General features: G+C 60.8%; 17 protein-coding genes and 1 pseudogene. 8 read left to right on the top strand and 10 right to left on the bottom strand.

Annotated features, from left to right (window positions below; all coding sequences use genetic code 11):
* Positions 1 to 177: 177 nt before the first annotated feature.
* The 6 genes and pseudogenes from FTO60_RS04990 to rpiA form a co-directional block, all read right to left on the bottom strand.
* Positions 178 to 1,593: a Do family serine endopeptidase gene (locus FTO60_RS04990; RefSeq protein ID WP_148054935.1), complete on the bottom strand. Its 1,416-nt coding sequence runs from the start codon at positions 1,591 to 1,593 to the stop codon at positions 178 to 180.
* 146 nt (positions 1,594 to 1,739) lie between these two features.
* The gene (locus FTO60_RS04985) at positions 1,740 to 1,952 is read right to left on the bottom strand and encodes a DUF2065 family protein (RefSeq protein ID WP_148054934.1); all 213 of its coding nucleotides are present in this window, start codon (positions 1,950 to 1,952) and stop codon (positions 1,740 to 1,742) included.
* A gap of 8 nt (positions 1,953 to 1,960) precedes the next feature.
* A complete protein-coding gene (hflC, locus tag FTO60_RS04980; RefSeq protein WP_148054933.1) occupies positions 1,961 to 2,851 on the bottom strand; it encodes a protease modulator HflC in 891 nt (296 codons plus the stop codon).
* Positions 2,851 to 4,085, bottom strand: a pseudogene (gene hflK, locus FTO60_RS04975) (FtsH protease activity modulator HflK). The gene hflC and the pseudogene hflK overlap by 1 nt, the downstream one beginning before the upstream one ends.
* A gap of 73 nt (positions 4,086 to 4,158) precedes the next feature.
* The gene (gene gor / locus FTO60_RS04970; protein WP_148054932.1) at positions 4,159 to 5,517 is read right to left on the bottom strand and encodes a glutathione-disulfide reductase; all 1,359 of its coding nucleotides are present in this window, start codon (positions 5,515 to 5,517) and stop codon (positions 4,159 to 4,161) included.
* 345 nt (positions 5,518 to 5,862) lie between these two features.
* Entirely contained in the window at positions 5,863 to 6,645 is a 783-nt protein-coding gene (rpiA, locus tag FTO60_RS04965) for a ribose-5-phosphate isomerase RpiA (protein WP_148054931.1), read from the bottom strand.
* Between the two features lie 238 nt (positions 6,646 to 6,883).
* Here rpiA and FTO60_RS04960 point away from each other — a divergent pair, with 238 nt between their 5' ends.
* The 5 genes from FTO60_RS04960 to FTO60_RS04940 all read left to right on the top strand — a co-directional run bounded on the left by FTO60_RS04960 (position 6,884) and on the right by FTO60_RS04940 (position 12,048).
* A complete protein-coding gene (locus tag FTO60_RS04960; RefSeq protein ID WP_148054930.1) occupies positions 6,884 to 7,606 on the top strand; it encodes an SDR family NAD(P)-dependent oxidoreductase in 723 nt (240 codons plus the stop codon).
* Positions 7,607 to 7,790: 184 nt separating this feature from the next.
* Positions 7,791 to 8,489: a glutathione S-transferase family protein gene (locus tag FTO60_RS04955; protein ID WP_148054929.1), complete on the top strand. Its 699-nt coding sequence runs from the start codon at positions 7,791 to 7,793 to the stop codon at positions 8,487 to 8,489.
* On the top strand, positions 8,489 to 9,862 hold the full coding sequence (locus tag FTO60_RS04950) for an L-serine ammonia-lyase (RefSeq protein WP_148054928.1): 1,374 nt from the start codon (positions 8,489 to 8,491) through the stop codon (positions 9,860 to 9,862). Before FTO60_RS04955 ends, FTO60_RS04950 begins: the two co-directional genes overlap by 1 nt.
* Positions 9,863 to 9,973: 111 nt before the next feature.
* On the top strand, positions 9,974 to 10,927 hold the full coding sequence (locus FTO60_RS04945; RefSeq protein WP_254696888.1) for a DMT family transporter: 954 nt from the start codon (positions 9,974 to 9,976) through the stop codon (positions 10,925 to 10,927).
* Between the two features lie 212 nt (positions 10,928 to 11,139).
* Positions 11,140 to 12,048 (top strand): DMT family transporter, encoded by a 909-nt coding sequence (locus FTO60_RS04940; protein WP_148054927.1) that lies wholly within the window; start codon positions 11,140 to 11,142, stop codon positions 12,046 to 12,048.
* On the opposite strand, the gene FTO60_RS04935 is transcribed toward FTO60_RS04940, so the two are convergent.
* Entirely contained in the window at positions 11,993 to 12,655 is a 663-nt protein-coding gene (locus tag FTO60_RS04935; RefSeq protein WP_148054926.1) for a thiamine diphosphokinase, read from the bottom strand. The genes FTO60_RS04940 and FTO60_RS04935 overlap by 56 nt on opposite strands.
* A 223-nt stretch (positions 12,656 to 12,878) precedes the next feature.
* Between FTO60_RS04935 and FTO60_RS04930 the strand changes: the two genes are divergently transcribed.
* Positions 12,879 to 14,396 (top strand): hypothetical protein, encoded by a 1,518-nt coding sequence (locus tag FTO60_RS04930; RefSeq protein ID WP_254696887.1) that lies wholly within the window; start codon positions 12,879 to 12,881, stop codon positions 14,394 to 14,396.
* A gap of 474 nt (positions 14,397 to 14,870) precedes the next feature.
* On the opposite strand, the gene FTO60_RS04925 is transcribed toward FTO60_RS04930, so the two are convergent.
* From FTO60_RS04925 to FTO60_RS04915, 3 genes are all read right to left on the bottom strand, one after another.
* On the bottom strand, positions 14,871 to 15,290 hold the full coding sequence (locus FTO60_RS04925) for a cupin domain-containing protein (protein WP_148054925.1): 420 nt from the start codon (positions 15,288 to 15,290) through the stop codon (positions 14,871 to 14,873).
* Positions 15,291 to 15,430: 140 nt separating this feature from the next.
* On the bottom strand, positions 15,431 to 15,661 hold the full coding sequence (locus FTO60_RS04920) for a DUF2842 domain-containing protein (RefSeq protein WP_148054924.1): 231 nt from the start codon (positions 15,659 to 15,661) through the stop codon (positions 15,431 to 15,433).
* On the bottom strand, positions 15,661 to 16,956 hold the full coding sequence (locus FTO60_RS04915) for an adenylosuccinate synthase (RefSeq protein ID WP_148054923.1): 1,296 nt from the start codon (positions 16,954 to 16,956) through the stop codon (positions 15,661 to 15,663). The genes FTO60_RS04920 and FTO60_RS04915 overlap by 1 nt, the downstream gene beginning before the upstream one ends.
* Positions 16,957 to 17,093: 137 nt before the next feature.
* Here FTO60_RS04915 and FTO60_RS04910 point away from each other — a divergent pair, with 137 nt between their 5' ends.
* Both FTO60_RS04910 and secG read left to right on the top strand, forming a co-directional pair.
* Complete coding sequence (locus FTO60_RS04910; RefSeq protein WP_148057050.1) at positions 17,094 to 17,489, top strand: DUF6524 family protein; 396 nt, start codon at positions 17,094 to 17,096, stop codon at positions 17,487 to 17,489.
* Between the two features lie 68 nt (positions 17,490 to 17,557).
* Positions 17,558 to 17,914, top strand: a complete 357-nt coding sequence (gene secG / locus FTO60_RS04905) for a preprotein translocase subunit SecG (protein ID WP_148054922.1) — start codon at positions 17,558 to 17,560, stop codon at positions 17,912 to 17,914.
* The last annotated feature ends 76 nt before the right edge of the window (positions 17,915 to 17,990 follow it).

Genomic DNA, 17,990 nt, shown 5'->3' with positions numbered 1-17,990 from the left:
CGAGCGGCAGGCATTCCGAACCTGTGAGCGTAGATAGGTGTGGTGGGGCGATGCGTCAAGGTTTGGGGCCTTGCACGGAATCAAGGCACGCGCGGCATGAACCTGCAAAATTTGCGTCACTCGCCAAACAAAAAGGGCGCCCCGCGGGACGCCCTTTGTGCGGTGGTCAAAACAGTCTTACTCCAGGCCAAGCGCCACGAAGCGTGGATCACCGCCGCGCCGGATCAGCAGCAGGATCGACTTGCGCCCTGCTTCCTCGGCTTCGACGATACGCGCCTCAAGATCGCCCAGCGTGGCGACCTTTTGCTGGCCCGCTTCGGTGATCAGATCGCCGGCAAGGATACCTTTTTCTGCCGCTTCGCTATCGGCCGCAACATCCGTCACCACAAGACCGTCACCTTTGCCAAGCTGATATTCCTGCACAAGGTCCGGTGTGACTTCGGACAGGGTCATGCCCATCAGATCGGTCATGGCGGGTTCCATCGCTTCGGGCTGAGGGTCGGTGCCCGCCGCTTCGGCGGTTTCACGGCGGCCCAGCACGACGGTCAGGTCTTCCATTTCGCCTGCGCGCAGCACCTGGACGGGGACAGATTTGCCAACCGGCGAATTGCCGACGATGGTGACCAACTCGCGCGTATCCGCAATTTCGGTGCCGTCAAACATCAAGATCACGTCGCCCGACAACATACCCGCATCTTCGGCGGGGCCGGTCGGCACATCAGTGACCATCGCGCCGCGCGCCATATCCAGCCCTTCGATGGCTTCGACCATATCGGGGGTGACGTCCTGAATGCGCACGCCCAGCCAGCCGCGCCGCGTTTCACCAAACTCGCGCAGCTGATCGACCACATTGACCACCACAGCCGAGGACATGGCAAAGCCAATGCCGATGCTGCCACCGTTGGGCGACAGGATGGCGGTGTTCACGCCGATGACTTCGCCGTCCATATTGAACAGCGGCCCACCCGAGTTGCCGCGGTTGATTGCGGCATCGGTCTGGATGTAATCATCGTAAGTGCCTGACAATGCACGGTTACGCGCCGAAACGATTCCGGCGCTGACCGAAAAGCCCTGCCCCAGCGGGTTGCCCATCGCCATGACCCAATCGCCGACACGCGCGCCCGCGCCATTGCTGTCTCCAAAAACAACGAAAGGCAGGTCGGTTGCATCGACCTTGAGCAGGGCAAGGTCGGTATTGGGGTCTGTGCCGATAATTTCCGCGGGCAATTCCTGACCCGAGAAAAATTCAATCATGATTTCGTCTGAATCGACGATCACGTGGTTATTGGTGACGATATACCCGTCAGCAGAAATCACGAAACCCGATCCAAGAGCCGAGGAACGGCGCGGCGCGCCATCCTGACGATCCTCGAAATCGCGAAAGAAATCCTCGAACGGGGAGCCTTCGGGAACGATCCCCTGCGGGCCGGTGCGCCCTGCCACCACGGTGGTCGTGGTGATGTTCACAACCGCCGGGCTGACCATTTCGGCAAGATCGGCGAAGGTCGCCGGTCGCTCCTGGGCGAAGCCTGGCGCGACTTGTGCCGCCAGAACCGCAAGGCCAAGCATCAGCGCAGCCAGAGCGCGGATCATGGTAGTGTAACGAGAAGATTGAACTGCGATCGCCTTAGAATTCACGGGGATCTCCTTGGTATTGGACTGGTGCCGCTGCTGCGGCCATTGCTATGATCATCTATGTAGTATGCGCAGCGCGCAACTCAAACCTTGTGCACGGCCTGTCACTGCGATGTGAACAGATCGATGCCCAGCGCGGATGCGAACCAGACCAGCGCCAGCCCGGTGACAAGCGCCAGCGCCCCGGCTACGCGCCGTGCCTCGATGGGCATGTTGCGCAGGGCGGCAAGCATATCTTCGACGAGTGAAGGGGCCAGCACATAGACCAGCCCCTCTACGATCAAAACCAACCCGAGGGCCAGAAGCACGACGGCCATTGGCCCGCCTATTGCGCCGCTGGCGCACCAGAAGGCGAACGCAGGTAGTCAAAGAACTCGTTATCGGGGCTCAGGACAAGACGTGTGTTCCCCTCCGACAAAGCGCCACGATAGGCCTCGAGCGAGCGGTAGAACTGGAAGAATTCCTGGTCCTGACCAAAGGCATCGGCGAAAATCGCGTTGCGTTCCGCGTCTGCTTCACCCTGGGCGATACGCGCCAGACGTTCGGCGTCGGATTCAAGCTCGATCACGGTCCGGTCGGCCTGCGCACGGATACGCTGCGCGGCTTCGCGGCCACGGGCGCGTTCGTCTTCGGCCTCGCGTTCACGTTCCGACACCATGCGGCGGAAGGTTTCCGCCAGGTTTTCCGTCGGCAGGTCGGTGCGTTTGAGGCGCACGTCAATGACCGTCAGACCCAGCGAATTGGCTTCGGCAATGGCGCCGTTGCGAATGCGCAGCATCAGCGCGGTCCGGTCGGTGGACAAGATATCGCCGGAACTGACCGAACCCAGAACTTCGCGGGTTTTATCGCGCAGGATTTGCTCAAGACGGTTATCGGCCATTGCAATCGAGGCCTCACCGCCCGCGCCTGTGGCTTGACGGAATTGTTCCACATCGGAAATCCGGTAGCGGGCAAAGGCGTCGATGATCAAGCGGCGGTCATCATTGGGGATGACTTCCTGGGCTTCCATGTCGATGGAAATGATCCGGTCATCATAGGTGATTACCTGATCAATGATCGGAATGCGCAGGCCGATACCCGGGTCTTCCTTGATCTGGACCACACGGCCAAAGCGCAGCACAAGCGCCTTTTCACGTTCATCCACGATAAAGATCGAACTTAGCCCGGCTGCGATCAGGATCACGATAAGCGGCAGAATAAAGACTGACTTGTTCATTAGTTTGCCCCCCCTGTGGCTGGACGACGGATGGTATCAAGCGGCAGATATGGCACTGCCCCTCCTGCCCCGCCGTTATCATCCAGCAGGATGATGTCGGATCGGCCGTAAACTTCCTGCACCATCTCGAGATAAAGGCGCTGACGGGTCACGTCTGGGGCCTTGGTGTATTCTTCGAGAACGCTGATAAAGCGCGCGGCCTCACCCTGCGCTTCGTTGACGACGCGGGCACGATAACCTTCGGCGGCTTCAAGAATTTGCGCGGCATTACCACGCGCACCCGCCGTCACACGGTTGGCATAGGCGTCGGCCTGGTTCTGCAGTTGGATACGTTCCTGTTCAGCATCCTGCACGTCGCGGAAAGCATCCAAAGGCGAGGTCAGACGTTGCTGCCCGTCGATATCGATAACCTGCACCTGCGTTGCAGGCGGATCGGCCTGGTCAAGGTTGATACGCACGATGTTCACGCCGCTGTCATAGCTATCAAGGGTGGCCTGGGTCAGCTCGTGCAGGCGATCACGGATCACGCCACGTTCGCGGTTCAGGTTGGCCAATTCAGAGGTGGCGATAATTTCGCGCATGGCCGATTCTGCCACAGCCGCGATGGTTTCCTCGGGATCGGCTAGGTTGAACAGGAACCTGTCAGGCGAGGTAATATTCCACACCACCTGAAAGTCGATATCGACGATGTTTTCATCACCGGTCAGCATCAGGCCGATGTCCGCCTCAAGCTGGCTTTGCACAAGACGGCTGTCGCTGAGCTGTGCGGGCACCTCTTCTTCGCCGATCTCGATCACGCGTTCCTGTGAAACATTGACGATTTCGCGGGTGATAATCGGCCAGGGGGCAAAGTTCAGACCCGGTTCGCCGATGCAGGGCTCGTTACATTCGCCAAAAAGCAGCTCGACCGATTTTTGTTCGGGACGGATCGTGTAGAACGACGACAGCCCCCAAAGCACGACCAGCGCAAGAACCCCAAGGCCAACCATGCCACGGGTGATTTGCGGACCACCGGCGCCACCGCCGGCGCCGCCGCCGTTGTTGCCACCGCGACCGCCGCCCATCAAAACGCGCAGCTGTTCGCGGCCCTTGTTCATCAACTCGTCGATTTCGGGAATTTGGGGTGGTTCACCGGGACGGCGTCCGCGATTGCCGCCTTGACGGTCGCGATCGTCGTCGCCACCTGACCCGTTATTGCCTCCGCCCCCCAGGGGCCACCATTGTTTCCAGCCATTACGCCTGTTCATCCCTTTTTGCTCGGCCCGACTTAGGGCGTCATGTTCAATCTGTGTAGTTTCTAGCGGATTTCAAGCGCTCCGCACAGGTTCTCGCATCGTCACCAATTCTTCCGAGATCGTCGGATGCACGGCAACGGTGCGATCAAAGTCTTCTTTGGTGGCCCCCATCTTGATCGCGATGCCCACCAGCTGGATCATTTCGCCCGCCTGGGGGCTGACAATGTGACAGCCCAGCACTTTGCGGGTCGCCTTGGAGACCACCAGTTTCATCAGCACGCGGTCGGTGCGTCCGGCAAAGGATTGCTGCATCGGCTTGAACGAGGTGCAGTAGATGTCCACCGGCTCGATCTCGCGGGCGGCTTCCTCGGACAGGCCCACGGTGCCCATTTCCGGCTGCGTAAAGATCGCGCTGGGGACCAGTTTGTGGTCAACCTTGGTCGGATTACCCTGAAACACCGTCTCGACAAAGGCCATCGCCTCGCGGATCGCCACCGGTGTCAGTTGCACGCGGTTGGTCACATCACCGATCGCAAAGATCGAGGGCACCTTGGTTTGCGAATAGTCATCCACCACGATTTGTCCCTGACGGCCCAGTTCAACACCGGCTTCGGCCAGCCCCATGCCGTCGGTATTGGGGGCGCGGCCCGTGGCGAACATCACATGATCAAAAGTGCCTTCGGTGCCATTTGTCGCCTTGATCCAGACGCCAGCGTCGCGCTTTTCCATCTCGAATACGTTGGTGCCAAGGTGAAGATCGACGCCGCGTTGCTGCATCTCTTCGCTGACCAGCCCGCGGGCCTCGTCATCAAAACCGCGCAGGATTTGCGCGCCGCGATAGAACTGCGTCACCGCCACACCCAACCCGTGCAGAATACAGGCAAATTCACAGGCGATATAACCACCGCCGACAATCAGAATGGATTTGGGCAGCGCGTCGAGATTAAAGATATCGTTGCTGGAAATCCCCAGCTCGGCGCCCTTCATGTCAGGCGGTTGCGGGCGTGCGCCGGTGGCGATCAGAATATGTTTGGCCGATTTGGTGCTGCCATCGGTGAATTTGACGGTGTGTGGATCGGCCAGCGTTGCGCGGCTGTCGACGATTTCAACGCCCGACCCGTCCAGCAGGCGGCGATACACATCTTCCAGCCGGTCAAGTTCGGCGTGCAGTTTGCCGCGAAACCGGGTCCAGTCAAACTGCCCGTCTTCCACGTCCCAGCCATAGGCGCGCGCGTCAGCAAACATTTCGTGGTATTCGGATGCAAAGACCATCAGTTTCTTGGGCACACAGCCGCGGATCACGCAGGTGCCACCCATGCGGTATTCTTCGGCCAGTGCCACCTTGGCCCCCGTCGCGGCGGCCACGCGCGCCGCGCGCACGCCCCCCGAACCGCCACCAATTACGAAAAGGTCATAGTCAAAGTCGGTCATGGGTCGGCCTTTGGGAAAAACGATCATGCAGCATAGATCATAAGGCGCGGCGGAATGCCAGCACAGGCGCGGTAAATTTGCGCCCTCAGATGCGCGGAGCCTGATGCGCCGAATCAGGGCGGGCCGGACAGAATTCAACGCACAGGGCCGCACTATCCGTTCTGTGGGCCATCACGTCATCGCGACGATCCCCGGGCGGGTTTGCCCACGTCGCCGCCCCACACCGCACCAGTTGGATTGAGAAGCCGTCGTTTAGCGTGACGCCGGTTTCGTCAAAGCGTCAGTCGCACAGAGTTTGCGCAAGTCAACGTCGACCGGCGGACGCTACGGCAAAGTTCCATGCGTTTACAGATCGCTGAACAGGTTTTCGGATTCCACAAATTCGATCTGGCTTTCTTCGATCGTGCCCTGATTGATGTCACGCACCTCGACGCGGCCATCGCCGTGGCCGATCACGACGGCGTCACAGATATCGATGAACAGCCCGTTTTCCACCACGCCGGGAATCTGATTGAGCACAAGGCTGAGCTGGCGGGCGTTGCCGATCCGGTTGAGGTGCAAATCAATGATATGGTTGCCCTCGTCGGTGATAAACGGATGGTCGCCGTTCATGCGCAGGCTGGTGGTGCGTCCCAGCACATCCATCCCGATCAGCGTTTCCTCGAGCAGGGTTTTCGTGGTCTGCCAGCCAAAGGGGATCACCTCGACGGGCAAGGGGAATGCGCCCAGCGTTTCAACCTGCTTGCCGATATCGGCGATGACGACCATCTGGTCGCTGGCCGTCGCCACGATCTTTTCCTGGAGATGCGCGCCGCCGCCGCCCTTGATCAGGTTGAGGTTGCCGTCATATTCATCGGCCCCGTCGATGGTCAGGTCCAGCCACTTGGCCTCGTCCAGTGAAATCACCTCGATCCCGACTTCGCGCGCCATCTGGGCTGTGCGGCTGGACGTTGGCACGCCCTTGATGCGCAGCCCGTCGTTCTGCACCATCTCGCCCAGACATTTGACCAGCCAGGCGGCGGTGCTGCCGGTGCCAAGCCCCACGCGCATCCCGTCCTCGACAAAGTCGGTGGCACGTTTGGCGGCGGCGAATTTCGCCTTGTCGATGGGCGAGAGATCATAGGTCATGGGGCAGCTCCACTGTGGCAGGTGTGGGGGTTATAAGGCCGGAACGCGAGCCGCGCGACCCCAGAAATGCGGATAGCGATGACGGAAGCTGTGGGGACGATGGATGAATTTGTTCCAAAGCTGCATCTGCCACGCGCGAACGACCGCAATGAGCCGCAGTCGTTAATCCGCACGGATTTTGAATGTAGGGGTCCTTCCGTTATAGTTCCGGTAAAATAGCGAAGATAAGGGATCTCAAATGAAAATTCTCATAACTGGCGCTGGCACCGGGCTCGGACGTTTAACCGCGATAGAATTGGCGGAACGGGGCCACGATATCTTGGCTGGCGTTATTTCAACGACCCAAGCAGCTAGTTTTGAGAAACTTAACCGAATAACGCCGATCAAGCTGGATATCACAAACGCCGACGATCGCGCGCAAGCGGCGGAGTTCGCGGCGGATGTATTGGTCAATAACGCCGGCGTCAGTCAACTCGGCCCGCTTGCGCTTATGCCGATGGACCGCGCACGGCAGGTTTTCGAAGTGAACGTGTTTGGTACACTCGCGATGACGCAGGCCTGCGTTCCTGCGATGACGGCGCGTGGATCGGGGCGCATACTATTTGTCTCCTCGATTGCCGGTGTAAGCGCCGGGGCAATGGCAGGGCCCTATGCAATGTCAAAACATGCCATGCAGGCGATGGGGGCGAGCTTGCGCGAAGAACTGGCACCCCAAGGTATTGACGTTGTGTTGGCTAACCCCGGTCCTCATGCGACCGGCTTCAATGACCGGATGTTCGACAGTCTGGACGAGTGGCTGACTGGAGCCGCCGAAGAAACTTACAGGCCGTTTGTTCAGGCGTTGTCGAACGCCGTAACCGTCGGCCAGTTGGATCCGGCCGATGCAGCCAGCCAATTGGCCGATTTGTGCGAAGCAGAAACGACTGAACTTATCAACCCGATCCCCCCGAGCCTATTCTAATATCTGAGGGAGCCGGGGTTTCTCAGCGGTGTCAACGCCATCAGACCCGAAAAACGCGTTCGAATCGTCACCTGACCTGAACGTCCGCCTTATCCGCCTAGCGGCCATGTCCCTTTTGGTGCAATTCCCCCTGAACGGTCGTTTTCGCGCTGCGATTCATTCGGGCATGGCGTAATCTTGCGCCATGACCAGCAGCCTGCGCCTTCACTATGCCCCTGACAACGCCTCGCTTTGTGTTCGGCTGGCGCTGGATACTGTGGGCGCGCCGTTTGACACCGTGTTAGTGGATCGCGCCGCGCGGGGGCAGAAATCGCCACGATTTCTGGCGCTCAATCCCAACGGATTGATTCCGGTGCTTGAAACCCCCGACGGCGTGTTGTTCGAAACCGGTGCAATCTTGCTGTGGCTGGCCGATCGCCACGCCGGGTTGCTGCCTGAACGCGGGTCAGATCGTGCGGCCGCGCTGAAATGGCTGTTCTGGCTGTCCAATACCCTGCACCCCGCCTGCCGGATGCTGTTCTACCCTGACCAACATATCAGCGGTGACACAACCGCCCTGCGCGCGACCACCCGCGCGCGCATTTGCGCCCAGCTTGATATCCTGAATGCCGCGCCTGATGCGCCTTGGCTTGATGGGTTGGGGCGCGACGCGCGCCAGCCAAGTGCACCCGCCTGCTACCTGGCCCCGATACTGCGCTGGTTGGCACTTTATGGCGGCGACACCGCGTGGTTTGATCTGGCGCGCACCCCGCGCCTGCTTGCCTTTGCCCGCGCGGCTGATAGATGGCCCGCAACCACCCTTGTCCAAACCGCCGAAGGGCTTGGCCCCACGCCTATGTCTGCCCCCCGCCCCCCGCAACCCCCCGAAGGAAGTGCAATCTGATGTTCCTCTCAGTCTTTGATATGTTCAAAGTGGGCGTAGGCCCGTCGTCCAGTCATACGATCGGACCGATGGTCGCCGCCGCGCGGTTTCTGGATCATTTGCGCGCGCAGCCCTTCAAGGTGGCCCGTTTGCATGCCTCGCTGCACGGCTCGCTGGCGTTCACCGGCGTGGGCCATGCCACTGATCGCGCGGTGATCCTTGGCCTCGCCGGATTTCGCGCCGACGATTATGACGCCGACAAGGCCGAGGCCGAGCTGGCGCGCATCAAGGCGGAAGGGGTCGTGGAACCCGATGGCCTGAGCCGTCTGATTTTTGCCCCCGCCGACGATCTGGAATTCGACTATGGCCCGGCCCTGCCCGGCCATGCCAACGGGCTGATCCTGCGCGGGCGCGATGCGCAGGGCGATACGATCACCGAAGTCACTTATTATTCCATCGGTGGCGGGTTCGTTCTGACAGCCGAAGAACTGGCCGCGGGCAAGGATACCGACGATGGCCCACCGGTGCCGTTTCCCTTCACGAGCGCGCGCGAAATGCTTGATATGGCCGCTGAATCCGGCCTGAGCATCGCCGACATGAAGCGCGAAAATGAACATTCCCGCAACGGGTCCGGCCATGTCAGCAAGGGTTTGGCGCGCATCTGGGACGTGATGAACGCCTGTATTGATCGCGGTCTGACCACGGATGGCATCCTGCCCGGGGGCTTGCACGTCAAACGCCGCGCCAAGGCGATCCACGATGCGCTGCAGGCGGAACGCGGCATGAACCTGAATGCGCCGCACACCATCAACGACTGGATGTCGACCTATGCGATGGCCGTAAACGAAGAAAACGCCGCCGGCGGGCAGGTCGTGACCGCCCCGACAAATGGCGCAGCGGGGGTGGTGCCGGCAACGATCCGCTATTGGCTGGACCATGTGCCGGGTGCTGCGCCCTCGAAAATCCCCGATTTCCTGCTGACGGCGGCGGCGATTGGCGGGCTGGTGAAATTCAACGCCTCGATCAGCGGGGCCGAAGCGGGCTGTCAGGCCGAAGTGGGCAGCGCCGCCGCGATGGCTGCGGCCGGTCTGTGCGCCGTCATGGGCGGCACCCCGGAACAGATTGAAAACGCAGCTGAAATTGCACTGGAGCATCATCTGGGCATGACCTGCGATCCGGTGCGCGGGCTGGTGCAGGTGCCCTGTATCGAACGCAACGGCCTTGGCGCGATCAAGGCGGTATCGGCCGCGAGCCTGTCTTTGCGCGGGGATGGCACGCACCTTGTGCCGCTCGACGCCGCAATTGAAACCATGCGCCAGACCGGCGCCGATATGTCCGAGAAATACAAGGAAACCGCGCTGGGCGGCTTGGCGGTGAATGTGCCGAATTGTTAAGGGAGTGTTACGGCGCCCGGCGAGGGGAGCTGAAACCGTGATCGGTTTGCTCACCCATGCGTGTCGCCCCCAAGCTAGACCTGTCGCGTTCACCCGCCTAAATGCGCGACCATGACTGTCGCAATAACCCCTGCTGCTGACGCGGATCGCGTGCTGCCCGGTATCGTTTTGATGCTGGGGTTTTGCGTGTTTGCGCCGATGCTGGATGTGGCGGCCAAACTTGCCGCCGCGACCCTGCCCGTTGGCCAGATCACCGCCGCGCGTTTCATTGTGCAGGCGGTGCTGATGTTGCCGCTTTGTCTGGCGATGGGTCTGGGGCTGCGCCTGCCCGTCCGTCTGTGGGGGATCATCACGGCGCGCGCACTTTTGCTGATCCTCTCGACTTATCTTTTTATCGCGGCGATAGCGATCATGCCACTGGCCGACGCATTGGCGATTGTCTTTGTCGAGCCGTTTATCATCCTGATCTTTGCCAAACTCTATTTCGGCGATGAAGTCGGCCCCCGCCGGATCGGGGCCGCTGCCGTGGGTTTTGCAGGTGTATTGCTGGTGATCCAGCCCAGCTTTGCCGAATTTGGCGCGGTCGCATTGTTGCCGCTGGGCACGGCCTTCAGCTTTGCCGCCTATATGCTGGTCACGCGCGGGTTGTCGCGCCGGATGCATCCCGTGGCGATGCAGTATCATACGGCTGTGGTGGCCAGCCTGATCTGCATTCCGGTGATCTGGCTGGCGGACGGGCGCGGCTGGGCCACCCTTGATCCGGTGATGCCGCAGGGCGTTGTCTGGCTATGGCTGGTTGGCGTGGGGATCTTTGCCGCCCTCAGCCATCTGATGATGACCTATGCGTTGAAATTTGCCCCCTCGGCCACGCTCGCGCCGCTGCACTACCTTGAAATCGTCATGGCGGCGCTGCTGGGCTATCTGGTGTTCCAGGATTTCCCCGACACGCTGACCCTGATCGGCATTTCGGTGATCATCGGATCGGGGCTTTATGTGATCCATCGCGAACGGGTTAACGCCCGCGCGCCGCTGGTAACGCAAAGCCCGCCAGCGGCGGCGATTTAAGGGGGATTGGCAGAATAGACGCAACCGGCGCACATTTGCCAAGCCCGACCTCCCCCGTGGGAGGGCTTTCCCGCAACGCCTGGCACGCTTGGCAGTCAGGTCATTCTGCCCAACACCCGTCACGCGCAATTCCACGGCCCTCCCGAGGTCGGGCTTGGCGCATGTAGCGTGATACCGTTGTCGGAACGGGGTCGCCCCGCTAGCCTTCGCGGATGACCACCGACCGTCCTTTTCTTGGAATCCTCTTGATGCTTGGCTTCTGTGTCCTTGCACCCTTGGGAGATTCATTGGCCAAGGTCTTGGGCGATACGGTAGCGCTGGGTCAGTTGATCTTGGCTCGGTTCGGGGTGCAGGCGGTGATCCTTGTGCCTTTGGTTGTGGTCATGGGCGGCACCCTGCGCATGACACGCCGGATTGCCGCGCTGACGGCCCTGCGCACGGTGCTGCACATGGTCGGAATCGGGGCGATGTTCACGTCCCTGCGGTTCCTGCCATTGGCCGATGCCATCGCGATTGCCTTTGTCATGCCCTTCATCATGCTGCTGCTGGGGAAATACGTGCTGGGCGAGGATGTTGGCCCACATCGGTTGATCGCCTGCGTGATCGGATTTGCAGGCACCCTGCTGGTGGTGCAGCCGAACTTTGCGCAGGTCGGCGCGCCAGCCCTTTTGCCCCTGCTGGTGGCTGTCGTGTTTGCCCTGTTCATGCTGGTCACCCGCCAGATCGCCAGGGAAGTTGACCCGATTACATTGCAGGCCAATAGCGGGTTGTTGGCGCTGGTGATCCTGCTGCCGCTACTGGCCGTGTTTGCGCAGGTGCCTGCTCTGTCCCTCGCCCTACCCGTGGGGAATGAGTGGTCGTTGCTGGCGCTGCTGGGCATCCTGGGCACGCTGGCGCATCTGGTGATGACATGGAGCCTGCGCTTTGCCCCTTCGGCCACGCTTGCACCGATGCAATATCTGGAGATTCCGATTGCGACCGTGATTGGCTGGCTGATCTTTCGCGATCTGCCCAACGGGCTGGCGGCACTTGGCATTGCCGTCACGATCGCGGCGGGGCTCTACGTTATCCTGCGCGAACAGCGGTTATCGCGGCTACCAGCGCCGCCTGTGGCAGAGTGATCAACAGCGGCCCCATCGCATGAATATCAACCTGTGGCGCGGTGGTTTCGTTTGAAATGCTGGCGGCGCGGACGGGGTGCAGGGCGGTGTCCCGGATCTCCCAGCGCAGGCCTTTCGTGTCGACCCGCGCATCCGCCAAGGGCATCAGCGACAGGCGGGTGGCAACGGGCAGATCAAGGGTGATCTTGCTGTGCGGCACCAGAAAACTGATATCATCCGGTCCGATCAGGATCACCGGGCGGTCGCGGTGGCGCGCCATCGTGTTGAGCGCGGACAGAGTATGGTCAAGCCGCCCGCCGGTGAACCCCACCGCGAGAATCACGGGCGCCGCGATTCGGGTCAGGCATTTCTCAAAATCGGTGGTATCTTGTTCGCCGACGTGGTGCATTACCTTGGAAAACGCCGCCCTGGCCTTATTTGTCAGGCTATCAAGGTCGCCGATCACCGCCAGGGGTGCCTGCACATGCCCCACAAGCGCGTTCCCGCCACCATCGGCGGCCACAAGCGATGGCGCATGTTTTAACGCCAAAGTAAGGTCGTCCGCGTTAAACACACCCGCGCCGACCAATGTCACTGGTTCGGATTTGTGAACAACAGGGCGCGTCATGAAGGATTAACCACCATTCGGGAAACATTCCTTAGTTTGGTCACGAAATAATACCCCTATTAACGCGGTCTTGTTCCGGATTGCGAACCAATTGATGGTAAAAAGATTGTCGCTGGGATTGGGAGAAAGCGAGCACACAATGGTTGAATCAAGCAAGATTCTTACCGTTTCTTACGGCACTTTCTCGTGCACGTTGGAGGGATTTGACGATTCCTTCACCACGATGAAAGCGATTGCGGAATATTTCCGCGATCTGGCGAGTGAAGATCGGTATTTCGGGGCAGAGCCCCCAACACCCGACGCCGAAATGTTGGCGCGGATTGCCCAGCGCGAGATTGCGCGCCCGGTTCAGGCCCGAAGCGACGAAAGCGGCATCGTGCTGCGCGCTGCCGGTGCCTTGGCCGCGCCAGCGGAATCCCCGACACCTGCCCACCCGGCAGCGTCGGATCATGACACTTCAGACACCGATGCGCCTGCGACGGCAGATGCAGCCGGGAACGCCCCCGAACCCGAGGCCGAGGCGGATCACAGCGATCCTGCCTCAGTGCTCGTGGCTGACGGTTCGGAGGCGGCAATTTCAACGCCCGAGACGGAAGACATGGCCGAGGACGCAGCAGCGCAAGCCGCCCCGCGCCCCGCAGTGCCAAGCCACCCCGATGCCGACAGCGTTGCCGCCAAACTGCAGCGCATCCGCGCCGTGGTCGGGTCGGGCAACAGTGACGGCGAAACGGCCGACTATGCCGAAGACCTGCATGCGCCAAATGTGGCTGACGTTGATTCCATCGCCGCGTTTGACAGTGATATGGATGATGCCGACGACATGAATGCGGTGGACGAATCCGCCGCTATGGACGTGTCCGATGACATTGATGATGACTTGGAAGACGTCGCCGAAACCGCAGATGAAACACCTGCGGGTGATGACGATACCCTTGCCGCCATCATGGCGCAGTCCGGCGCCGATGATACCGTCGAGCCCGCGCAAGACGTGGATACATCCGACGATGTTGACGCCGATGACGCGACGGACGGCGACGACCTTGTCGCGCGTTTCGTGGCCGGCGATTCCGACGATGACGAGAGCGTCGATGACATGGGCAGCGCTGAGGACGAGGATGAAAACGCCCCGATCCAACCGCGTGTAATGCGCATGAAACGCGCGGCCTTCGACGCCGCCGTGCAAGCTGGCGCGCTTGAAGAGGATGTTGACGACGACGCGGGCGCGGACGTCGCTGATATGGCCGATTATGACGACGAGATCGAGGACGATATCGCCATCGCCGCATCCTTGGCGGATCTTGACGGCGCCGATGATGTCGATATCGCCGATGGCGACGACGACCCGCTTTCAGCCGAGGAAGAAGCCGCGCTGATGGAAGAGTTGGCCGAAGTTGAGCGCGAAACCGCCGCGCAAGACTCCGCTGCCGAGGCCCCCCCGCGACGCGCCGTGGCCGCGCGATCCTGTCGGAAACGGTTGACGAGGACGAGGCTGCGATGTCGCGGATCATGGATCAGACCGACGCCGAACTGGCCGAACCTGAAAGCAGCCGCCGCCGCCAGGCCATTTCGCAACTCAAGGCCGCCGTGGCCGCGACCGAAGCCGCGCGCGCTTTGGGCGAAGATAAAGACGACGATGGCGAGGCTGAAAACGCGTTCCGCGAAGACCTGGATCAGGTTGTGCGCCCACGCCGCGCCACACGCGGTGACGCACATACCGAACGGCCCCGTCCGGCACCGCTGAAACTGGTTGCGTCGCAACGTGTCGATGCGCCCAAGCCAGCAAGTGATGGTCCGGTGACCCCGGTCCGGCCGCGTCGCGTGGCCACGGCTGTGACAACCGCCCCGGCTGACGCGGATTCATTCGCTGAATTTGCTGAAAACATGGGGGCAAGCGCCTTGCCTGACCTGCTGGAAGCCGCCGCAGCCTACACCGCCTTCGTGGAAGGGGCCGAGGAATTCTCGCGTCCACAGATTATGAAGAAGGTGCGCGAACTCGACCCCGAGGAGTTCAACCGTGAAGACGGCTTGCGTTCGTTCGGCACCTTGCTGCGCGAAGGGCGGATCAGCAAGATCAGCAACGGCCGTTTTCAGGTGTCCGACCAAACCCGGTTCCACCCGGAACGGCGCAGCGCCGCAGGATAAGTGCGACTAACTATAAACATGAAAAGGCGGGGATAATCTCCCCGCCTTTTATGCGTTCTGGTGTCTGGGCCAATCAGTGTTCGTGCGGATCGTTTTCCGCATCGGCCTGGGTCGCGTGAACCGTTCCATGACGGTGATCAGGCGGGCCATAGATCGCATAAAGCTTGATCGGTTCGTCGCCGATGTTGGTGATGTTGTGCCATGTTCCGGCCGGAACGAAGACAGCAAAATCAGCTTCCACTTCGCGCTCGAAATTCAGATCCGCTTTGCTGGGGCCCATCTGCACTCGGCCCTTCCCCTGTTCAAGGCGCAGGAACTGATCATGGGTTTCATGCACTTCCATGCCGATATCGCCGCCCAAGGGGATCGACATCAGCGTCAGCTGGATGTTTTTGCCTGTCCAACGTGTCGTGCGAAAGTTCGGATTCTCGCGCGTATCCTTCTCGATATCCAAGACATGGGGGGCCGCGCCGTAATCGGTTGTGTCGGTCATGCTCTCTCCTTTCATGGTTCGTGATGTAACGCATGAGGTATGGAGTAGCGGCCTGCGTTCAATTGGGCCCAGCTGTGACAGATTGTCTGGGCGAGCGGCAAAGATCGCCCGCGCTCACTTGGCCAACCTATATTGGAAAGCTAGGCGTCCGGATCGTCCTGCCCGATCCCCTTGAACACGAATTTCAACGGGAACACCCACAGCACGCCCAGCCCGATGTAGATACCCAGTTCGACCCAGATTGGCGCGCGCGCGTCGGGATCGGGGTATAGCCAGTTGAGGACGCTGACACTTACGGCAATATAAGCAGGCAGCCCGACCAGCAGGATCACCAGCGCCCAGCGTTTTTTGGCTTTGTGCGACATCGCCATCAGTCCGCAAACGGATCAGTGACAAGGATCGTGTCCTCGCGTTCGGGCGAGGTGGACACAAGCGCCGCCGGACATTCGATCAGTTCTTCGATCCGCTTCACGTATTTGATCGCATTGGCTGGCAAATCAGCCCAGCTGCGCGCGCCTTCGGTTGATTCCGACCAGCCCGGCATTTCTTCGTAAACGGGTGTGCAGCGGGCCTGCTGATCAGCGGCGGTGGGAAGGTAATCAAGGTGCCTGCCGTCCAGATCATATCCAACACATATTTTCAGCGTCTCGAACCCGTCGAGCACATCCAGTTTGGTGAGGCAAATTCCGGTGATCCCGGATGTCGCGCAGGTCTGGCGCAGCAAGGCCGCATCAAACCAGCCGCAGCGGCGTTTGCGCCCCGTGGTCGTGCCAAATTCATGGCCGCGTTCGCCAAGGCGCTGGCCGTCCGCATCTTCCAGTTCGGTGGGAAACGGGCCTTCGCCCACGCGGGTCGTATAGGCTTTGACGATCCCAAGGACGTAGTCAATCGCGGTGGGGCCAAGCCCGACACCGGTCGCGGCCTGCCCTGCGATCACGTTGGACGAGGTCACGAAAGGATAGGTGCCAAAGTCGATGTCCAAAAGCGCGCCCTGCGCCCCCTCAAACAGGATGCGTTTGCCGGCTTTGCGTTTTTCAGCCAGAACTTTCCAAACGGGGGCGGCAAAGGGCAGGATTTTCGGAGCAATCTCACGCAGTTGAGCGATCAGGGCATCGCGGTCCACCGGGTCAAAGCCAAGGCCGCGACGCAGCGGGTTATGGTGCTGTAATGCCCGGTCAACGCGCGCCACAAGAGTTGCATCGTCCGCGAGATCAGCGACGCGGATCGAACGGCGCCCGACCTTGTCTTCATAAGCCGGGCCAATGCCGCGCCCTGTGGTGCCGATCTTGGTCCCCGCGCTGGCGGCTTCTTCGCGCAAGCGGTCCAATTCGCCGTGGAAAGGCAGGATCAGCGGCGTGTTTTCGGCAATCATCAGGGTTTGTGCATCAATCGTCACGCCCTGGTCACGGATCGTTTCAATTTCGCCCAACAGGTGCCAGGGGTCCAGCACGACGCCGTTGCCGATCACCGACAGTTTGCCGCCGCGCACAACACCCGAGGGCAGCGCGTGCAGCTTGTAGACCTTGCCATCAATCACCAGCGTATGGCCCGCGTTATGCCCACCCTGAAAGCGCGCGATGACATCGGCGCGTTCGGACAGCCAATCCACGATCTTGCCTTTGCCTTCGTCGCCCCACTGTGCGCCGACAACCACCACATTCGCCATGTTCAAAGATTCCTATCCGGTCAAACCCGCGTCCGTATATCGCCACGCGGGGCGGGGCGAAACCGCAAACTGCGCCCACAGGGTAGACAGGCGCGCGCAGCCCCGCCAAATTACCCGCAACAGGGAAAGGAACCATGATGGGATTTGTGCTGCGCTGGCTGTTTGCCTTTGTTCTGTTGGCCGCGACATATAATCCGACGCAGTGGAACTTTCTGCGCTGGAGCATGGCAAATTACCAAACGCAGCTTTCGGTCACCGTTCTGGCCGCGCTGGTGCTGCTGGTGGGTTACATCATCTATTTGCGCGCGACCCTGCGCAGCATCGGCGGCCTGGGCATGTTTCTGGTGCTGGCGGTGGTCGCGGCGCTGCTTTGGGTCGGGTATGACATGGGCTGGCTGTCATTCCAGAATCCCAGCGCCAACACATGGATTGGCCTGACCGCCATGTCACTGGTCCTTGGCGTGGGCCTGTCGTGGAGCCATGTGCGCCGTCGCCTGTCAGGTCAGGCCGACATGGATGATGTCGATGAGTGAACTAGGGGTTGCGGGACAGGCAATCAGCTTCTAGATACCACCCGTCCCAGTCCACTAAGGCCACACTCATGGAAAATGTCGTTCTTGTCGTTCATCTGATCCTCGCGTTGACGCTGATCGGCGTGGTGCTGTTGCAGCGCTCCGAAGGTGGCGGGCTTGGCATTGGCGGCGGCGGTGGCGGCGCGATGACGGGCCGTTCAGCCGGGACGGCTATGGGCAAGATCACCTGGGTCCTCGCGATTGCCTTCATCATCACCTCGGTCGCGCTGACAATTATTGCCGCGCGCGATTCCGTTGGCGGGTCGGTTGTGGACGGCGATGTTCCTATCACCATCGAAGATGTGACACTGGACGCCCCGCTGGGTGGCGGAAGCCTGTTACCGCCCACTGATCCGGCGCAGCCATTGGTGCCTGACGCCAACTAAGTGACTGTTTGACCACAAGGGGTTGGCGTTGCAGCTGCGGCGCCAACATGATCTTGGGTCACAGGTTGCGTTGCGG

Source organism: Octadecabacter sp. SW4, assembly GCF_008065155.1.
Lineage (GTDB): Bacteria > Pseudomonadota > Alphaproteobacteria > Rhodobacterales > Rhodobacteraceae > SW4.
Note: the sequence above shows the minus strand (reverse complement) of the source record. Positions and strands in the feature narration are given on the sequence as shown.